This is a genomic window from Acinetobacter sp. AOR43_HL (assembly GCF_027854635.1).
Taxonomy (GTDB): Bacteria; Pseudomonadota; Gammaproteobacteria; order Pseudomonadales; family Moraxellaceae; genus Acinetobacter; species Acinetobacter pittii.
On record NZ_JAKTHX010000027.1, the window covers coordinates 192,369 to 208,832 of the forward strand.

10 protein-coding genes, 2 tRNA genes and 3 rRNA genes are annotated in these 16,464 nt (G+C 40.4%); 1 reads left to right on the top strand and 14 read right to left on the bottom strand.

Going from position 1 to position 16,464, the window contains the following annotated elements:
- Positions 1 to 20: 20 nt before the first annotated feature.
- Both filB and filA read right to left on the bottom strand, forming a co-directional pair.
- Positions 21 to 854 carry a putative pilus system C39 family peptidase FilB gene (gene filB / locus MKL33_RS11155; protein ID WP_032004351.1) on the bottom strand — a complete coding sequence of 278 codons (834 nt, stop codon included), beginning with the start codon at positions 852 to 854 and terminating at the stop codon, positions 21 to 23.
- A 298-nt stretch (positions 855 to 1,152) separates the two neighbouring features.
- Positions 1,153 to 2,043, bottom strand: a complete 891-nt coding sequence (gene filA / locus MKL33_RS11160; protein ID WP_032036889.1) for a putative pilus system protein FilA — start codon at positions 2,041 to 2,043, stop codon at positions 1,153 to 1,155.
- 355 nt (positions 2,044 to 2,398) lie between these two features.
- Here filA and MKL33_RS11165 point away from each other — a divergent pair, with 355 nt between their 5' ends.
- Complete coding sequence (locus MKL33_RS11165; RefSeq protein WP_270906962.1) at positions 2,399 to 3,751, top strand: anthranilate synthase component I family protein; 1,353 nt, start codon at positions 2,399 to 2,401, stop codon at positions 3,749 to 3,751.
- Positions 3,752 to 3,754: 3 nt separating this feature from the next.
- Here MKL33_RS11165 and hisC read toward each other — a convergent pair whose 3' ends face one another.
- The 12 genes from hisC to MKL33_RS11225 form a co-directional block, all read right to left on the bottom strand.
- Positions 3,755 to 4,840, bottom strand: coding sequence for a histidinol-phosphate transaminase (gene hisC / locus MKL33_RS11170; RefSeq protein ID WP_032036892.1), 1,086 nt, complete (start codon positions 4,838 to 4,840; stop codon positions 3,755 to 3,757).
- Positions 4,841 to 4,909: 69 nt separating this feature from the next.
- Positions 4,910 to 6,199: a histidinol dehydrogenase gene (gene hisD, locus MKL33_RS11175; RefSeq protein WP_270906963.1), complete on the bottom strand. Its 1,290-nt coding sequence runs from the start codon at positions 6,197 to 6,199 to the stop codon at positions 4,910 to 4,912.
- A gap of 106 nt (positions 6,200 to 6,305) precedes the next feature.
- On the bottom strand, positions 6,306 to 6,989 hold the full coding sequence (hisG, locus tag MKL33_RS11180; protein WP_005071248.1) for an ATP phosphoribosyltransferase: 684 nt from the start codon (positions 6,987 to 6,989) through the stop codon (positions 6,306 to 6,308).
- Complete coding sequence (murA, locus tag MKL33_RS11185) at positions 6,989 to 8,245, bottom strand: UDP-N-acetylglucosamine 1-carboxyvinyltransferase (protein ID WP_119686005.1); 1,257 nt, start codon at positions 8,243 to 8,245, stop codon at positions 6,989 to 6,991. The genes hisG and murA overlap by 1 nt, the downstream gene beginning before the upstream one ends.
- A 6-nt stretch (positions 8,246 to 8,251) precedes the next feature.
- Positions 8,252 to 8,503: a BolA family iron metabolism protein IbaG gene (gene ibaG / locus MKL33_RS11190; RefSeq protein ID WP_002115399.1), complete on the bottom strand. Its 252-nt coding sequence runs from the start codon at positions 8,501 to 8,503 to the stop codon at positions 8,252 to 8,254.
- A 138-nt stretch (positions 8,504 to 8,641) separates the two neighbouring features.
- Entirely contained in the window at positions 8,642 to 8,980 is a 339-nt protein-coding gene (gene hpf / locus MKL33_RS11195) for a ribosome hibernation-promoting factor, HPF/YfiA family (protein ID WP_005071251.1), read from the bottom strand.
- A gap of 167 nt (positions 8,981 to 9,147) precedes the next feature.
- Positions 9,148 to 10,596, bottom strand: coding sequence for an RNA polymerase factor sigma-54 (locus MKL33_RS11200; RefSeq protein WP_016803219.1), 1,449 nt, complete (start codon positions 10,594 to 10,596; stop codon positions 9,148 to 9,150).
- Positions 10,597 to 10,985: 389 nt separating this feature from the next.
- Positions 10,986 to 11,100 (bottom strand): 5S ribosomal RNA (rrf, locus tag MKL33_RS11205).
- 182 nt (positions 11,101 to 11,282) lie between these two features.
- A 23S ribosomal RNA gene (locus MKL33_RS11210) occupies positions 11,283 to 14,173 on the bottom strand.
- A 352-nt stretch (positions 14,174 to 14,525) separates the two neighbouring features.
- Positions 14,526 to 14,601, bottom strand: a tRNA-Ala gene (locus MKL33_RS11215).
- Positions 14,602 to 14,656: 55 nt separating this feature from the next.
- Positions 14,657 to 14,733, bottom strand: a tRNA-Ile gene (locus MKL33_RS11220).
- Positions 14,734 to 14,792: 59 nt separating this feature from the next.
- Positions 14,793 to 16,330: ribosomal RNA gene (locus MKL33_RS11225) — 16S ribosomal RNA — on the bottom strand.
- The 16S, 23S and 5S rRNA genes sit together here with 2 tRNA genes alongside, the layout of an rRNA operon.
- Positions 16,331 to 16,464 lie beyond the last annotated feature (134 nt).

Sequence of the window (16,464 nt, forward strand, 5' to 3'; positions counted from 1 at the left end):
TTTACTCAATTCATATTTGATTATTTACGCTTATAGTAAAGACGCATATATGTTTCAATTGGCTGATTATAGGTTGCAGAATTTGGGTCTTTATCCAGTACCCTACGCATAGTTGATGCTTTATTTGCTAAACGGTCATAATTGAATGTTGGATATTGCACATCCACAAATGCATAACGGTTAACAGTTGCATCTTCCACATGACGCATATCTGAGTCTTTTAAGGCCAATAGGTCTTTACGTTGAGATTCAGGAACAGAAACAACGAATAATGTATTATTATCCCAAACCTCTTTAAAACGATTTTCATCAAAGCTGATATTGCCTAATGCAGGATCAGCAACATAGACTCGTCCATCTTTATAAGCTTTATATACGACAAAATGTTTAAAACCAGCATAAGAAATTGGAACGATTGCAGGTTGTCCAAGATTGACTAAATCAGAAAACTCCCCTCGATACCCCCCACTTTCTAAACCAATAGCAGTTACAAAGCGCTTCATATCAAGTAGTGAGAAGCTTCGGCGTTCAATAATTCGTTGATATTCACCATACTGAAGTAAACCACTCATTGTTTGTTGTTCAGTCAAACTGGTTCCCACATAACCATTTAAAAGTGTAGTAAGAGCAGCTGAACCACAGCTATAGTCATAAGCTTGTCGAACAATACCTCGGAACTGATCTTCTACAGCTGGTTTAATCTGAACTGGTTCAATATGATTACGGCGAAAAGATAAATTACGTGAATCGGCAGTCTCTGTATAATAAACAGTTCCCGGTGGCTTTTTTTCTATTTCGAAGGCTTCTGTCGCAAAGTAATATATCAATGCTGAGCCTAAAGCAATCTCTAACATAAGCACTTGTTCTAAATGGTGGCCTACTGGCCTTATTCATTTTATTCTTAGAGCAATAGCTCTACATCCCTGTGTGTTGAAGATACCTTTTTTTTTTGAAAAAAACAGCCTTTTTTTACTTTTTTTTGATGAACGTTTAGTTTTATAAAAATAGAGAGACTTGTGTGATTAATTTAAATCGTTTTTTAATTTAACAGCTTATTTTTATCAATAAAAAATATATTTTTATATAGTTAAATTAGACAATTAATAAATTAAAAAGCGCGTATTAAACGCGCTTTTTAATTAAACACTCAGATTAATGACCTGAGATTGTAATTGTAGAAGTCCCTACATTTAAACCTTGAATTTCAACATCACCAATTGAAGCTGCTTTAACCGCACCGGTACCCCAAGTACCATCAGTTGCTTTAGTATTTGTACCTAAACGTACACCCTGTACATAAACGTTCATACCTTGAGTACTGTTATTTTGGATTTGTAAACCTGTTGGTACAACTGAAATTTCAGCATCAACATCTAAATCACCAGTCGTATTACCAGCGCCTCGAACCATTACTTTATCCAATAAAATCGATCCCCCCCCCGCAGCGTCGTTGATACCAAAGTTAGATAGTGTTAAACCGCCCTGTAAAGCAGAGTTCACTTTAATCATCGCACCCTGTGGAGTAGTACCTAATTGTACATTCGCTGAAATTGCCCCTAGAGACAAATCTAAACCAGAGATAATTTCAGTTGGAGCAGTTTCATTAATACCACGTACAGCAGTAGTTGTATTTAAAGTACCAGAAGTACCCACACCAATAGAACCAACACTTACATTAACAGCACCCACGTTTGCAGCAACGTTTAAAAACGCGCCATTATTACCAGCTGCACCAACACTATCAATTTTAAGATCCAACAAATTAGCAGTTTGATCAACCTGTGTAACAGATACTCCGCTTACTACAATCGCACCAGCTGTTGCCGCAGCACCTGTAATACCTGTAGCAGGGTCTAAACCATCATTATCATGAATAAATACTTTATCGATAGAAATACCGCCAGCACCTAAAGCGATACCGATATTAATACCATCTTGACCTGTAGCAGCACTAAGCGCAGCATCGTCCATTGACTGCATTGCCATTGCATTTGCACTGATAGCTAAAGAAGAAACTAAAGCAAGTTTAGTAAACATTTTCATTGAGCACTCTCCCAAGAGCATTTATTTTTTGACTTAACCACTCTATTGTCTCAAATTGCATTTTTCTTTATATGGCAACCGAAACTTCCAATCCTTGAGTAGTTTTGCTTAGCAATTACTAAATTACATCTACGTTAATTTTTGTTCAACTAGTGTTGTGCATTTTTTGCCAACTACCCGACAAACGGTACACTCAAGTTTTTCTACACAAACCTTGTTAAAAACAATAAATTCTAAGTTGAAAATTTCGTTCATTTTATCAGCAAAAAGTTTAGTATTTAAAAGACTTTCTCCTGATGAAGTACAACTTATAGTAAACTAACTACTCTCTCATTAAACACTCTTTTATTTAAAAATGTCTCAGTTAAAGAAAAAAATCTCTTTATATAGTAAAAATGCTGCCGATATTTTAAAAAAATTAAATGGTTTAACTGGGCTTATTTATTTAAATGATAATAACAACCCAATTATCGGATTTCTTCCGCAAGATTATATTATTATTCAAAATGAAAATTATTTAGATTTTGAGCGCCAAAATTTCAACGAATATAAAAATAGATCAAAATCAAATCAACTCTTAAATTTCATTCAATTTAAAGAAAACAATTTAAATAAAGACATTAAATCAACAACAAGTTTTATGGGTGGTTATATTGGTTTTATCAGCTATGATTTCAGTGCACATCAATTTATTAATGGACGAAATCATATACAACCTTCTCTATTCCTAGGCCAATATCGATCTTTTTTAAAATATATAGATAATGATTGGTACTTTTTTAGTGATGAAGAAAATGCAATTGATCTATTCTCATATATTGAAAATAAAATAGAGAATTTTGGTTCTAATAACTCTAAAAATATATTTGAATTAAAAAAAACTATTCAACCAAGATGGTCTAAAAAACAATATTTCGATGCTTTCTATAAAATACAAGAATACATTAAAGCTGGTGACTGCTATCAAATTAATTTAACCCAAGAGTTTAAAGCTAAATTTTCAGGATCCTTATTAAATAAAGCTAAAGACTTATGGCAACTTACAAATGCTCCATATGCAGGTTATTTAAAATTAGATGATTTTGAATTATTAAGTTGCTCTCCCGAGCTTTTCATCGAATTTAATCAAAATAAACAAATTAAAACTAGACCTATTAAAGGCACAATGCCTCGCTATGAGAATGCAGAAAAAGATTTTATTTCTAAACAAACCTTAAAAAACTCTCAAAAAGACCAAGCAGAAAATGTGATGATTGTCGATTTATTACGTAATGATTTGAGCATTTATGCCAATACAGGATCTGTAAAAACAACAAAATTATTCGAGATTGAAAGTTTTAATCAGGTACATCACATGGTAAGCGAGATCGTTGCGACCCTTAAAGATGATATTAATCCTATGCAAATGCTGCTCTCTGCCTTACCAGGAGGTTCAATCACAGGAGCTCCCAAAATTCGGGCAATGCAGATCATTGAAGAGTTAGAGGAATCAGCAAGAGGTGCATATTGCGGGACAATGGGTTACTTCAATTTTGATGGAACTGGCCGCTGGAATATTCTCATCCGTAGTTTTCAACAATATCAGAATCAGCTCTCTTTATGGGCAGGTGGTGGTATTACGATTGCATCAAATGCAGAAGCAGAATATCAAGAAAGTCTTGATAAAGTCTCTGCTATGCTGAACTTGATGAACAGCACAGCAGAGTAAAATTTAGAGAATATCTTCTTTTAATGTCTGTACTAAACGCTCATTTTGCTCATCAGTTCCTACAGTAATTCGCAAGAATTGATTAATACGAGGCTTATTGAAATAGCGCACAATAATGCCCTGCTCACGTAATTGCTGTGCAAGCTGACCTGCATCATGCGATGGATGTGAAGCAAAAATAAAGTTTGCTTTAGAAGGTAAAACTTTAAAGCCCAAAGCAGTTAATTCATCTACTAGCTTTTCACGACTAGAAATAACTTTTTGACATTGTTCTTCAAAATAAGTTTGATCTTCAAAAGAGGCTACCGCTGCTGCAATTGCAAAACGGTCAATAGGATATGAGTTAAAACTATTTTTGACAGCTTCAAGTGCAGCAATTAAATGAGACTGAGCAATCGCGAAGCCAACGCGTAAACCCGCAAGAGAGCGAGATTTTGAAGTTGTTTGACACACAACCAGATTCTCATAGCGATTTACTAAACTCACAGCTGATTCTGCACCAAAATCAACATAAGCCTCATCAATGACAACCACCCGATCTGGGTTAGCTTTTAAAATTTGTTCTATTTCTGCTAAACCTAGTGCAATACTTGTTGGAGCATTAGGGTTTGTAATAATAACCCCACCATTTGGTTGCACATAATCTTTAACTTCTATCTCAAAATTATCATTGAGTGGGATTTCTTTAATCTTTGTACCAAAAAACTGACTATAAACTGGGTAAAAGCTATAAGTGATATCTGGATAAAGAATTGGTTCATCTTGAAGAAAAAATGCTTTAAAAATATGAGCAAGCACTTCATCTGAGCCATTACCAACAAAAACTTGTGAAACATCAATATTCTGTTGCTTAGCAATCGCATGTTTTAATGCCGTAGCATCTGGGTCTGGATATAAACGCAATGCATCAGCCTGATGAGTTAAAACAGCTTGAACTGCTTCAACTACTTTTGGTGATGGCGGATATGGGTTTTCATTTGTATTGAGCTTCAATAAATTCTGAATTTTAGGCTGTTCACCAGGAACGTACGGCTCTAACTCACGAACTTCTGGACTCCAAAAGCGCATTTGTGCTGTAGATAAAGTCATGGTCTTATCTCAAAAAAGGGCTGAAAACCAGCCCTGAGTAATAATTAAAAAACTACAAGGTTTATAAGCTTATTGATAACGATAGCGAGCTGAGCGTGCATGGGCATCTAAGTTCTCTTGGACAGCTAAGATGTCGGCTGTTTTGGCTAACGATTTGACTCCATCTTTCGAACACATGATTAAGCTCGAACGTTTTTGGAAATCATAAACACCTAATGGAGAAGAAAAACGAGCAGTTCCGGAAGTCGGCAATACATGGTTTGGACCTGCACAATAATCACCAATTGCTTCAGGTGTATAGCGCCCCATGAAAATTGCTCCAGCATGACGAATATCTTCACTCATAGTCTCAGCATCATCTAAGCAAAGTTCCAAATGTTCTGGTGCAACTTGGTTAATTAAATCAATTGCTTCTGCACGGTCCTTTACTAATACCAAAGCACCACGGTTTTCAATCGAAGTTCTCGCAATGTCTGCCTTTGGCAATTCATTTAAATGCTTTTCAATTGCCAACTCTACCGCATTAAGCAAAGCTTCATCAGGAGTAATGAAAATAGCTTGAGCAACTGTGTCATGTTCAGCCTGAGATAAAACATCCATAGCTAACCAATCTGTATTATTTTCACCTTCTGCATATACTAAAATTTCAGAAGGTCCAGCAATCATATCAATACCAACCTGACCGAATACAGCGCGTTTGGCAGCCGCCACAAAACGATTTCCAGGGCCAGTAATTTTATCTACAGGTGGAATAGTCTGAGTACCATAAGCAAGCGCTGCTACAGCTTGAGCTCCCCCAATAGTGAATACTCGACTCACTCCTGCAAGGTAAGCCGCAGCTAGAACCAATGGATTTAGTTCACCGTTTGGTGCAGGAACAACCATAATAATTTCGGGTACACCAGCAACATGGGCTGGCACTGCATTCATTAAAACTGAAGACGGATAAGAGGCTAAACCACCTGGTACATAAATACCCACACGGTCTAGAGGTGTGACTTTTTGTCCTAATGTATTACCCAAATCATCTATATAAGTCCAGCTCTCTTGTTTCTGAGCTTCATGAAATGAACGAATACGCTTTGCTGCTAACTCTAGAGCATCACGAATTTCTGGGCTTAAATTATCAAAAGCAGTTTTAAGTTGTTGTTGAGATAATTCTAAATCTGAAAATTGATGCGCAGGATGTCGATCGAACTGTTGAGTAAGCTTTAAAACATGATCATCACCATGCTGACGAACATCAGCAATAATTTGATCTACTGTTTGCACTAAATTAAGATCATTTACAGTTTCAAATGCTAAAAGCTCAGCAAAAACCTGTTTGAAGTTCTGATCTTGAGTCGATAAACGTCGCATCAATTTACCCACAAGGCGAAAAAGAAAAACCAAGTTTACTCTTTTTCTAAGCGCTTGTGGGCATCATCTGAAGCAACTATCACAAAAGCATGATGGGAAATTGCTTTTAACGTGATTGAACGGCTTGCTCAAGCTGTGAAATGATTGGATTTAATAGAGTTTGCTTACGTTTAAAACTAGCTTTATTTACAATTAAACGTGAAGAAACTTTGCAAATTTCCTCTAATGGCTCAAGACCATTCGCTCTTAGCGTATTACCAGTGTCGACCACATCGACAATGTAATCACCCAAACCCACCAAAGGCGCTAACTCCATAGAACCATAGAGTTTGATCACATCGACTTGCTCACCTAAGCTTGCATAATACTGACGTGTAAGATTGACGTATTTCGTGGCAATTTTTAAACGGCCTTTTGGACGTTCCATTCCCACTTTACCAGCAGTCATTAATTTACACTTAGCGATTTTCAGGTCAAGTAGCTCATATACATGCTGAGCGCCATGTTCCATCAACACATCTTTGCCTGCTACACCTAAATCTGCTGCGCCATTTTCTACATAGGTAGGCACATCAGATGCACGTAAAATCAAAATACGTACTTGCTTATGCGTAGTAGGAAAAATCAGTTTGCGGGACTTTTCCGGATCTTCGAGCAAATTAATACCCGCTGTAGCTAGTAAAGGTAACGTCTCTTTTAAGATACGTCCTTTACTGAGTGCCAAGGTCAAACCATGATCAAAATTGCCCATCACATCAAAATTAGGATCATCGTTTCTTACATCATTCATTAACTTACTCGCTTAATTTTGGCACCTAAACCTTGAAGTTTCTCTTCGACATGCTCATAACCACGGTCAATATGGTAGATACGGTCAATTAAGGTATCACCTTCTGCCACTAAAGCTGCCAAAACTAGAGAGAACGAAGCACGCAAATCTGTTGCCATTACAGGTGCAGCCTGTAAAGTTTCTACTCCAGTTACGACAGCATCATGACCTTCAACCTGAATATTAGCACCCATGCGTGACAATTCAGGAACATGCATAAAACGATTTTCAAAAATCGTTTCAGAGATAGTTGCAAATCCACGACCAATAGCATTTACAGCCATAAGCTGAGCTTGCATATCTGTTGGAAACTCTGGATGTGGCAAAGTTCTAAAACTTACAGCTTTAGGGCGTTTGCCTAACATATCAAGTTCGATCCAGTCATCACCACGAGTGACTTCGGCACCCATTTCTTCAAACTTATCCAAAACAGATTCAAGTAATGCAGGGTCGGTATGTGTAGTTTTGACACGACCGCCCGTAATTGCCGCAGCTGCCAAATAAGATCCCGTTTCGATACGATCAGCTACCACAGCATATTCACAGCCATGCAAACTTTCTACTCCAGTTACAACAAGAGTATCAGTATCAAGTCCTTCAATCTTAGCGCCCATTTTAATGAGCATTTGAGCAAGGTCAGTGATCTCAGGCTCACGAGCTGCATTACGAATAGTAGTAATACCATCAGCCAGTGCAGCAGCCATCAAGATGTTTTCAGTACCACCAACGGTAACCATATCAAAAACAACTTCGCCGCCTTTTAAACGACCTTCAACTGAAGCATGGACATAACCATTTTCAACTTCAATATGTGCACCTAAAGCTTCTAAGGCTTTTAAATGCTGATCAACTGGACGTGATCCAATTGCACAACCACCTGGTAAAGAAACTTTCGCATTACCGTAACGCGCTAATAATGGTCCTAAAACCAAAATTGAGGCGCGCATTGTTTTTACTAGTTCATATGGAGCAAACTGATTATCTAAAGTAGAGGTATCAGCTTTTACTGTGTCATTTTCATAGCCGATTGTAACCCCTAAACCACCAATCAACTTGACCAAAGTATTTACGTCTTTAAGATTTGGAACATTAGTGATCGTAATTGGAGAGTCTGCAAGAATAGTTGCAGCAAGTAATGGTAAAGCTGCATTTTTAGCACCAGAAATGCGCACTTCCCCGTCGAGCTTAACACCACCCGTAATTAAAAATTTATCCATTAATATTTAAGCTCCGAAAAGGCTTGCTTTACGCCATTCATCTTTGGTCATTGCACGAATTGTTACCGCGTGAACTTCGCCACTTGCAATATAAGTATTTAATGGTGCATAAACTAATTGTTGGCGAGCAACAGTACGCTTACCGTCAAATTGATCATCCACAATACGGAGGTCAAATTTTCCGGCCTGTCCGCTCACCGCTACTTCCGCTTCAGGGAAAGCTTCTTTTAAAATTTGAGTGAGCTGTTCACTATTCATTGCAAAGACCTCTGACACAACCTAAGGTGTAAAACGAAGTATTTTACTATAACTTTTTCAAAGAATTCAGTACGTGTTTATATTTTATCAATAAAAAAGAGGCTATGTTTCAAGCCTCTTTCAATTATATAAAACTTATTAAATAGAAACAGCAACTTGCGAATAAGTGCACTGCATTTTCCGATATTTTAATAATTGTTTTTTTAATTTTTCAGTTAGTTTTTTAATTGAAGTATACATATCATCAGCAGTTGCCTGAGCAAATAACTCAATTCCCGGCAATCTTACAATAGCCTCTGCAACATGGTTCGAACTACCTTTATGAGAGCGCTTATCAATTTGATGATCTTTTGTTAATTTAATCTGCATACTATTCACCTGATCTAAGTGTTTTGTTAACTGATTAAATTTTGATTTAATATTTTCTTCTATAGCTGGTGTAATTGCTAAATGATGTCCACGAATCGTTATTTGCATAATTCTATCCCTCACCTTTTTTAGGTTATCTAAAGAAGAACTAAAACGATTTAATGCTATCAAAAAGAAAACTTAGAACAATTAAACCATTTTAGTTACTCTCTTGGTGAAAATGAAATTTCATTATTTCGTCATAATGAATCTCTAGAATAGCCATACTTCAAAATTCAGATCAAGACTTTTCTTTCAGACGACGAAGGAATATGTAACGATTCTCGATATTTTGCTACCGTTCTTCGAGCCACTTCAATTCCCTCATCCTTTAACAATGTAGCAATTACATTATCTGACAAAGGCTTACGTGGATTTTCGTTGGCGACTAGTTTCTTAATCATTGCCCGAATTGCGGTGGAAGATGCCTCTCCCCCTGCTGTTGTTCCTACATGGCTAGAGAAAAAATATTTCAACTCAAATAGACCACGAGGCGTAAGCATATATTTATTTGTAGTTACACGAGAAACTGTAGATTCATGCAATTCGACTTCTTCTGCCACGTCTCGAAGAACTAGCGGCTTCATCGCTTCCGGGCCTATTTCCAAAAAAGCTTTTTGATGCTCTACGATACAAGAAGCTACTTTTAATAACGTTTTATGCCTTTCATCAATACTTTTGATAAAGTTTTTCGCCTCAAGCATCTGGTTACGTAAATATAAATTATCCTCACTCTGATCTGCTCTACGAATCATACTAGAGTAAAAAGAATTAATTCTTAATTTAGGAAGTACATCTGGGTTTAGCTGAACCTGCCAATGTAAATCTTTTTTTGAAACCACTACATCGGGAATTTGATAATCAGATTCTTGCTTATCAAAATCCATACCAGGATAAGGTTTTAACGTTTTTAAAAGGTTGATTGCAAACTTTAATTGGTCTTTCGTTAAACCAGTTTGTTTGAGTAATTTATTAAGATCATTGGCTATCAAAAGCTCATAATACTGTAATAGATTTTTTGCCTCATTTAGATATTCAACATCTTTGGGCAGAAACTCTAGCTGTATTTTTAAACATTCCGCTAAATTACGCGAACCAATCCCTAAAGGATCAAGTCGTTGAATGTGTTTTAAGACAACTAAAACCTCATCTTCTTCGATCTCTTCCTCAATATCCATTTCATTCAATAATTGTTGTGCCGCTAAAATTATTTCTTCAATTTCAGCATCTAAAAACCCTTTATCATCTAATGCATCAACAATACAATAAGCAATTAATTGATCTATTTTAGAAAAATGCAAAAGATTAACTTGTTCTAGAATATGTTCCTTTAGCGATAATTGAACTTGGCGATTATCCTCTCGTTCTTCAAATTCTGGAGTAGCCAAAGCTGTTGATTGATGGGTATAAACATCATCCCACTCAGTATCAACGGGTAAATCATCAGGCAAATGGTCTGCATTTAGCTCAGTCGTTAAGTCATCTGATTCTTTATTTTCTAATGCAGCCAGACTCTCCGTTAGTGATTCTTCTTCTATTTTTTCAAGTAAAGGATTACTATCTAGTTGAATCTGAATTTCCTGTTCAAGCTCTAAACTAGAGAGTTGTAACAAACGAATCGCCTGCTGCAATTGAGGTGTTAACGATAGAGAATTCGCTACTTTCAATCCAACAGATAATTTCATATATTTCATTTTCCATAAAACAAGCAAAAATCATGCCTATTCAATATTTATAACATATAGTCTCCATTTGTCATACATATCCAACTGAAATTTGTAGAAGAAAAAAGAGATTTTTCCAATTATAAAAATAATCTTATTAAATTAATTCTATCAAACATGGTTCTCATACAAAGTCAGACACGAAATCTTGTTATAAAAAGTTAATTAGGAGGAACTAGCCCTCTTTTAATTTTGTCTAATTGATTACTCTTCGATTGTATAGTTTTTTTCTATTAAATTTTAAGATTTCAACTCATAGCTTACTATTTTATATTTATTCCCCACATATATATTTTTTATCACAATAAAAAACACCCCCATTCGTTGGAACGGGGGTGTTTAGAATAATGAGCTGGCGATGACTTACTCTCACATGGGTAACCCCACACTACCATCAGCGCTAAGAGGTTTCACTTCTGAGTTCGGGAAGGGATCAGGTGGTTCACTCTTGCTATGGTCGCCAGCACAACTGGTATGGATACTTGCTTCGTTTTATTCACTGTGTGATACGTTGCGTTTTCCAAATCTTTACAGATGGGCTGATTGGATCTGATTTTGTTCATTTTAGCTAAGTGTTTAACTAAATCAAGTTGCTTTGCATGTTTATGAATCGATTGATGCTTCATATACAACTGCTTGGGTGTTGTATAGTCAAGCCTCACGAGCAATTAGTATTGGTCAGCTTCACATATCACTATGCTTCCACATCCAACCTATCAACGTCCTAGTCTCGAACGGCTCTTTAGAGGAATAAATTCCTAGGGAAATCTTATCTTGAGGTAGGCTTCCCGCTTAGATGCTTTCAGCGGTTATCCCTTCCGAACATAGCTACCCGGCGATGCGACTGGCGTCACAACCGGTACACCAGAGGTTCGTCCACTCTGGTCCTCTCGTACTAGGAGCAGATCCTCTCAAATTTCCAGCGCCCACGGTAGATAGGGACCGAACTGTCTCACGACGTTCTAAACCCAGCTCGCGTACCTCTTTAAATGGCGAACAGCCATACCCTTGGGACCTGCTTCAGCCCCAGGATGAGATGAGCCGACATCGAGGTGCCAAACACCGCCGTCGATATGAACTCTTGGGCGGTATCAGCCTGTTATCCCCAGAGTACCTTTTATCCGTTGAGCGATGGCCCTTCCATACAGAACCACCGGATCACTAAGACCTACTTTCGTACCTGCTCGACTTGTGGGTCTCGCAGTTAAGCGCGCTTTTGCCTTTATACTCTACGCGTGATTTCCGACCACGCTGAGCGCACCTTCGTACTCCTCCGTTACTCTTTAGGAGGAGACCGCCCCAGTCAAACTACCCACCAGACACGGTCCTCGTCCCGGATAACGGGACAGAGTTAGAACCTCAACATTACCAGGGTGGTATTTCAAGGACGGCTCCATTGGAACTAGCGTTCCAACTTCAAAGCCTCCCACCTATCCTACACAAGTAAGGTCAAAGTTCAGTGTCAAGCTGCAGTAAAGGTTCACGGGGTCTTTCCGTCTAGCCGCGGGTACACTGCATCTTCACAGCGATTTCGATTTCACTGAGCCTCTGCTGGAGACAGCGCCGCCATCATTATGCCATTCGTGCAGGTCGGAACTTACCCGACAAGGAATTTCGCTACCTTAGGACCGTTATAGTTACGGCCGCCGTTTACTGGGGCTTCGATCAAGAGCTTCGCTTACGCTAACCCCATCAATTAACCTTCCAGCACCGGGCAGGCATCACACCCTATACGTCCACTTTCGTGTTTGCAGAGTGCTATGTTTTTAATAAACAGTTGCAGCGGCCTGGTTTCTGCGGCTGTCGTCAGCTCAGGAAGCAAGTTCCATCACCAACAACAGCGTACCTTCTCCCGAAGTTACGGTACCATTTTGCCTAGTTCCTTCAGCAGAGTTCTCTCAAGCGCCTTGGTCTACTCGACCTGACCACCTGTGTCGGTTTCGGGTACGATTCCTGTGTAACTGAAGCTTAGAGACTTTTCCTGGAAGCATGGTATCAGCCACTTCACTGTACAAGTACAGCTTGCTATCGGATCTCAGTATAGAGTACCCCGGATTTGCCTAAGATACATACCTACATCCTTCCACCTGGACAACCAACGCCAGGCTGACTTAACCTTCTCCGTCCTCTCATCGCATTACACAGAAGTATTGGAATATTAACCAATTTCCCATCGACTACGCCTTTCGGCCTCGCCTTAGGGGTCGACTCACCCAGCCCCGATTAACGTTGGACTGGAACCCTTGGTCTTTCGGCGAACGGGTTTTTCACCCGTTTTGTCGTTACTCACGTCAGCATTCGCACTTCTGATACCTCCAGCATACTTCTCAATACACCTTCATCGGCTTACAGAACGCTCCCCTACCACTTGACTAATGTCAAATCCGCAGCTTCGGCACATAGTTTTAGCCCCGTTACATCTTCCGCGCAGGCCGACTCGACTAGTGAGCTATTACGCTTTCTTTAAAGGGTGGCTGCTTCTAAGCCAACCTCCTAGCTGTCTATGCCTTCCCACATCGTTTCCCACTTAACTATGATTTTGGGGCCTTAGCTGGCGGTCTGGATTGTTTTCCTCTTGACTACGGACGTTAGCACCCGCAGTCTGTCTCCCGGATAGTACTCATAGGTATTCGGAGTTTGCATCGGTTTGGTAAGTCGGGATGACCCCCTAGCCGAAACAGTGCTCTACCCCCTATGGTATTCGTCCGAGGCGCTACCTAAATAGCTTTCGGGGAGAACCAGCTATCACCAGGCTTGATTAGCCTTTCACCCCTATCCACAAGTCATCCCCTGGCTTTTCAACGACAGTGGGTTCGGTCCTCCAGTTAGTGTTACCCAACCTTCAACCTGCTCATGGATAGATCGCCTGGTTTCGGGTCTATACCCAGCAACTAAACGCCCTATTAAGACTCGATTTCTCTACGGCTCCCCTATACGGTTAACCTCGCTACTGAATATAAGTCGCTGACCCATTATACAAAAGGTACGCAGTCACACCACGAAGGTGCTCCCACTGCTTGTATGCATGCGGTTTCAGGATCTATTTCACTCCCCTCACAGGGGTTCTTTTCGCCTTTCCCTCACGGTACTGGTTCACTATCGGTCAGTCAGGAGTATTTAGCCTTGGAGGATGGTCCCCCCATATTCAGACAAGGTTTCACGTGCCTCGCCCTACTCGTCATCATTATGTGTGCCCTTTCGTGTACGGGAATATCACCCTCTACGTTCGCACTTCCCAGAGCGTTCCACTAAAACACACATAACTTAATGGGCTGATCCCCGTTCGCTCGCCGCTACTGAGGGAATCTCAATTGATTTCTTTTCCTAAGGGTACTGAGATGTTTCACTTCCCCTCGTTCGCCTTGCAACACTATGTATTCATGTTGCAATACCTACCTTAAAGTAGGTGGGTTCCCCCATTCAGAAATCTCCGGATCAAAGGATATTTGCCGCCTCCCCGGAGCTTTTCGCAGGCTATCACGTCTTTCATCGCCTCTGACTGCCAAGGCATCCACCACATGCACTTAATTACTTGACTATACAACCCCAAACAGTCGTCAACACCTACAAGTGAGTGTTGTCCGTGCGATTCTTCATCGCTACTATCTGTTGTCTGTGCACTTAAACACTGTACAGCTTCAATCTAAATTCATATACCAAAACGCTTGATTCAGTTAATTTGCTAGTTCTCAATTCATCTAGATTAATTGCTTAATCTAAACTCTTGAGTGAACAATTTATTTCAGACTCAATTTTGCCAATCTGTTAATGAATAAACATACCTTCGTCAGGTCATGCTTAATACCGTGATACTTAAATCACAGAAGTTAATAAACCAAGATCTAAATCTCTATTTACTAATTTCTGTAATCCGAACTTCTCTTAAGTTCTGGTGGAGACTAGGAGAGTCGAACTCCTGACCTCCTGCGTGCAAAGCAGGCGCTCTACCAACTAAGCTAAGTCCCCAGCTTACATCATCAGTCATGTATCTTTTATCTATAACTTCAACCAGTCAAAGTCATGGTGGGTCTGACAAGACTTGAACTTGTGACCCCACGCTTATCAAGCGTGTGCTCTAACCAACTGAGCTACAGACCCTCAGATACATCTATGAAGAACAACTTGTTGTGGATTCTTACCAATCGTCAATCTTTCGTTAAGGAGGTGATCCAGCCGCAGGTTCCCCTACGGCTACCTTGTTACGACTTCACCCCAGTCATCGGCCACACCGTGGTAACCGCCCTCTTTGCAGTTAGGCTAGCTACTTCTGGTGCAACAAACTCCCATGGTGTGACGGGCGGTGTGTACAAGGCCCGGGAACGTATTCACCGCGGCATTCTGATCCGCGATTACTAGCGATTCCGACTTCATGGAGTCGAGTTGCAGACTCCAATCCGGACTACGATCGGCTTTTTGAGATTAGCATCCTATCGCTAGGTAGCAACCCTTTGTACCGACCATTGTAGCACGTGTGTAGCCCTGGCCGTAAGGGCCATGATGACTTGACGTCGTCCCCGCCTTCCTCCAGTTTGTCACTGGCAGTATCCTTAAAGTTCCCGACATTACTCGCTGGCAAATAAGGAAAAGGGTTGCGCTCGTTGCGGGACTTAACCCAACATCTCACGACACGAGCTGACGACAGCCATGCAGCACCTGTATGTAAGTTCCCGAAGGCACCAATCCATCTCTGGAAAGTTCTTACTATGTCAAGGCCAGGTAAGGTTCTTCGCGTTGCATCGAATTAAACCACATGCTCCACCGCTTGTGCGGGCCCCCGTCAATTCATTTGAGTTTTAGTCTTGCGACCGTACTCCCCAGGCGGTCTACTTATCGCGTTAGCTGCGCCACTAAAGCCTCAAAGGCCCCAACGGCTAGTAGACATCGTTTACGGCATGGACTACCAGGGTATCTAATCCTGTTTGCTCCCCATGCTTTCGCACCTCAGCGTCAGTGTTAGGCCAGATGGCTGCCTTCGCCATCGGTATTCCTCCAGATCTCTACGCATTTCACCGCTACACCTGGAATTCTACCATCCTCTCCCACACTCTAGCTAACCAGTATCGAATGCAATTCCCAAGTTAAGCTCGGGGATTTCACATTTGACTTAATTAGCCGCCTACGCGCGCTTTACGCCCAGTAAATCCGATTAACGCTTGCACCCTCTGTATTACCGCGGCTGCTGGCACAGAGTTAGCCGGTGCTTATTCTGCGAGTAACGTCCACTATCTCTAGGTATTAACTAAAGTAGCCTCCTCCTCGCTTAAAGTGCTTTACAACCATAAGGCCTTCTTCACACACGCGGCATGGCTGGATCAGGCTTGCGCCCATTGTCCAATATTCCCCACTGCTGCCTCCCGTAGGAGTCTGGGCCGTGTCTCAGTCCCAGTGTGGCGGATCATCCTCTCAGACCCGCTACAGATCGTCGCCTTGGTAGGCCTTTACCCCACCAACTAGCTAATCCGACTTAGGCTCATCTATTAGCGCAAGGTCCGAAGATCCCCTGCTTTCTCCCGTAGGACGTATGCGGTATTAGCATTCCTTTCGAAATGTTGTCCCCCACTAATAGGCAGATTCCTAAGCATTACTCACCCGTCCGCCGCTAAGATCAGTAGCAAGCTACCTCTCTCCGCTCGACTTGCATGTGTTAAGCCTGCCGCCAGCGTTCAATCTGAGCCATGATCAAACTCTTCAGTTAAAATCATTTTGCACCTTATTTAAAGACAAGGTGCCAATTCTGGCTCATCAATTACTGACTTAAATTTCGCTCAAATAAACTTCGAGTAATTTAAACCAATCAATCAATGAAAATTATTTCGATTAATCAATCAG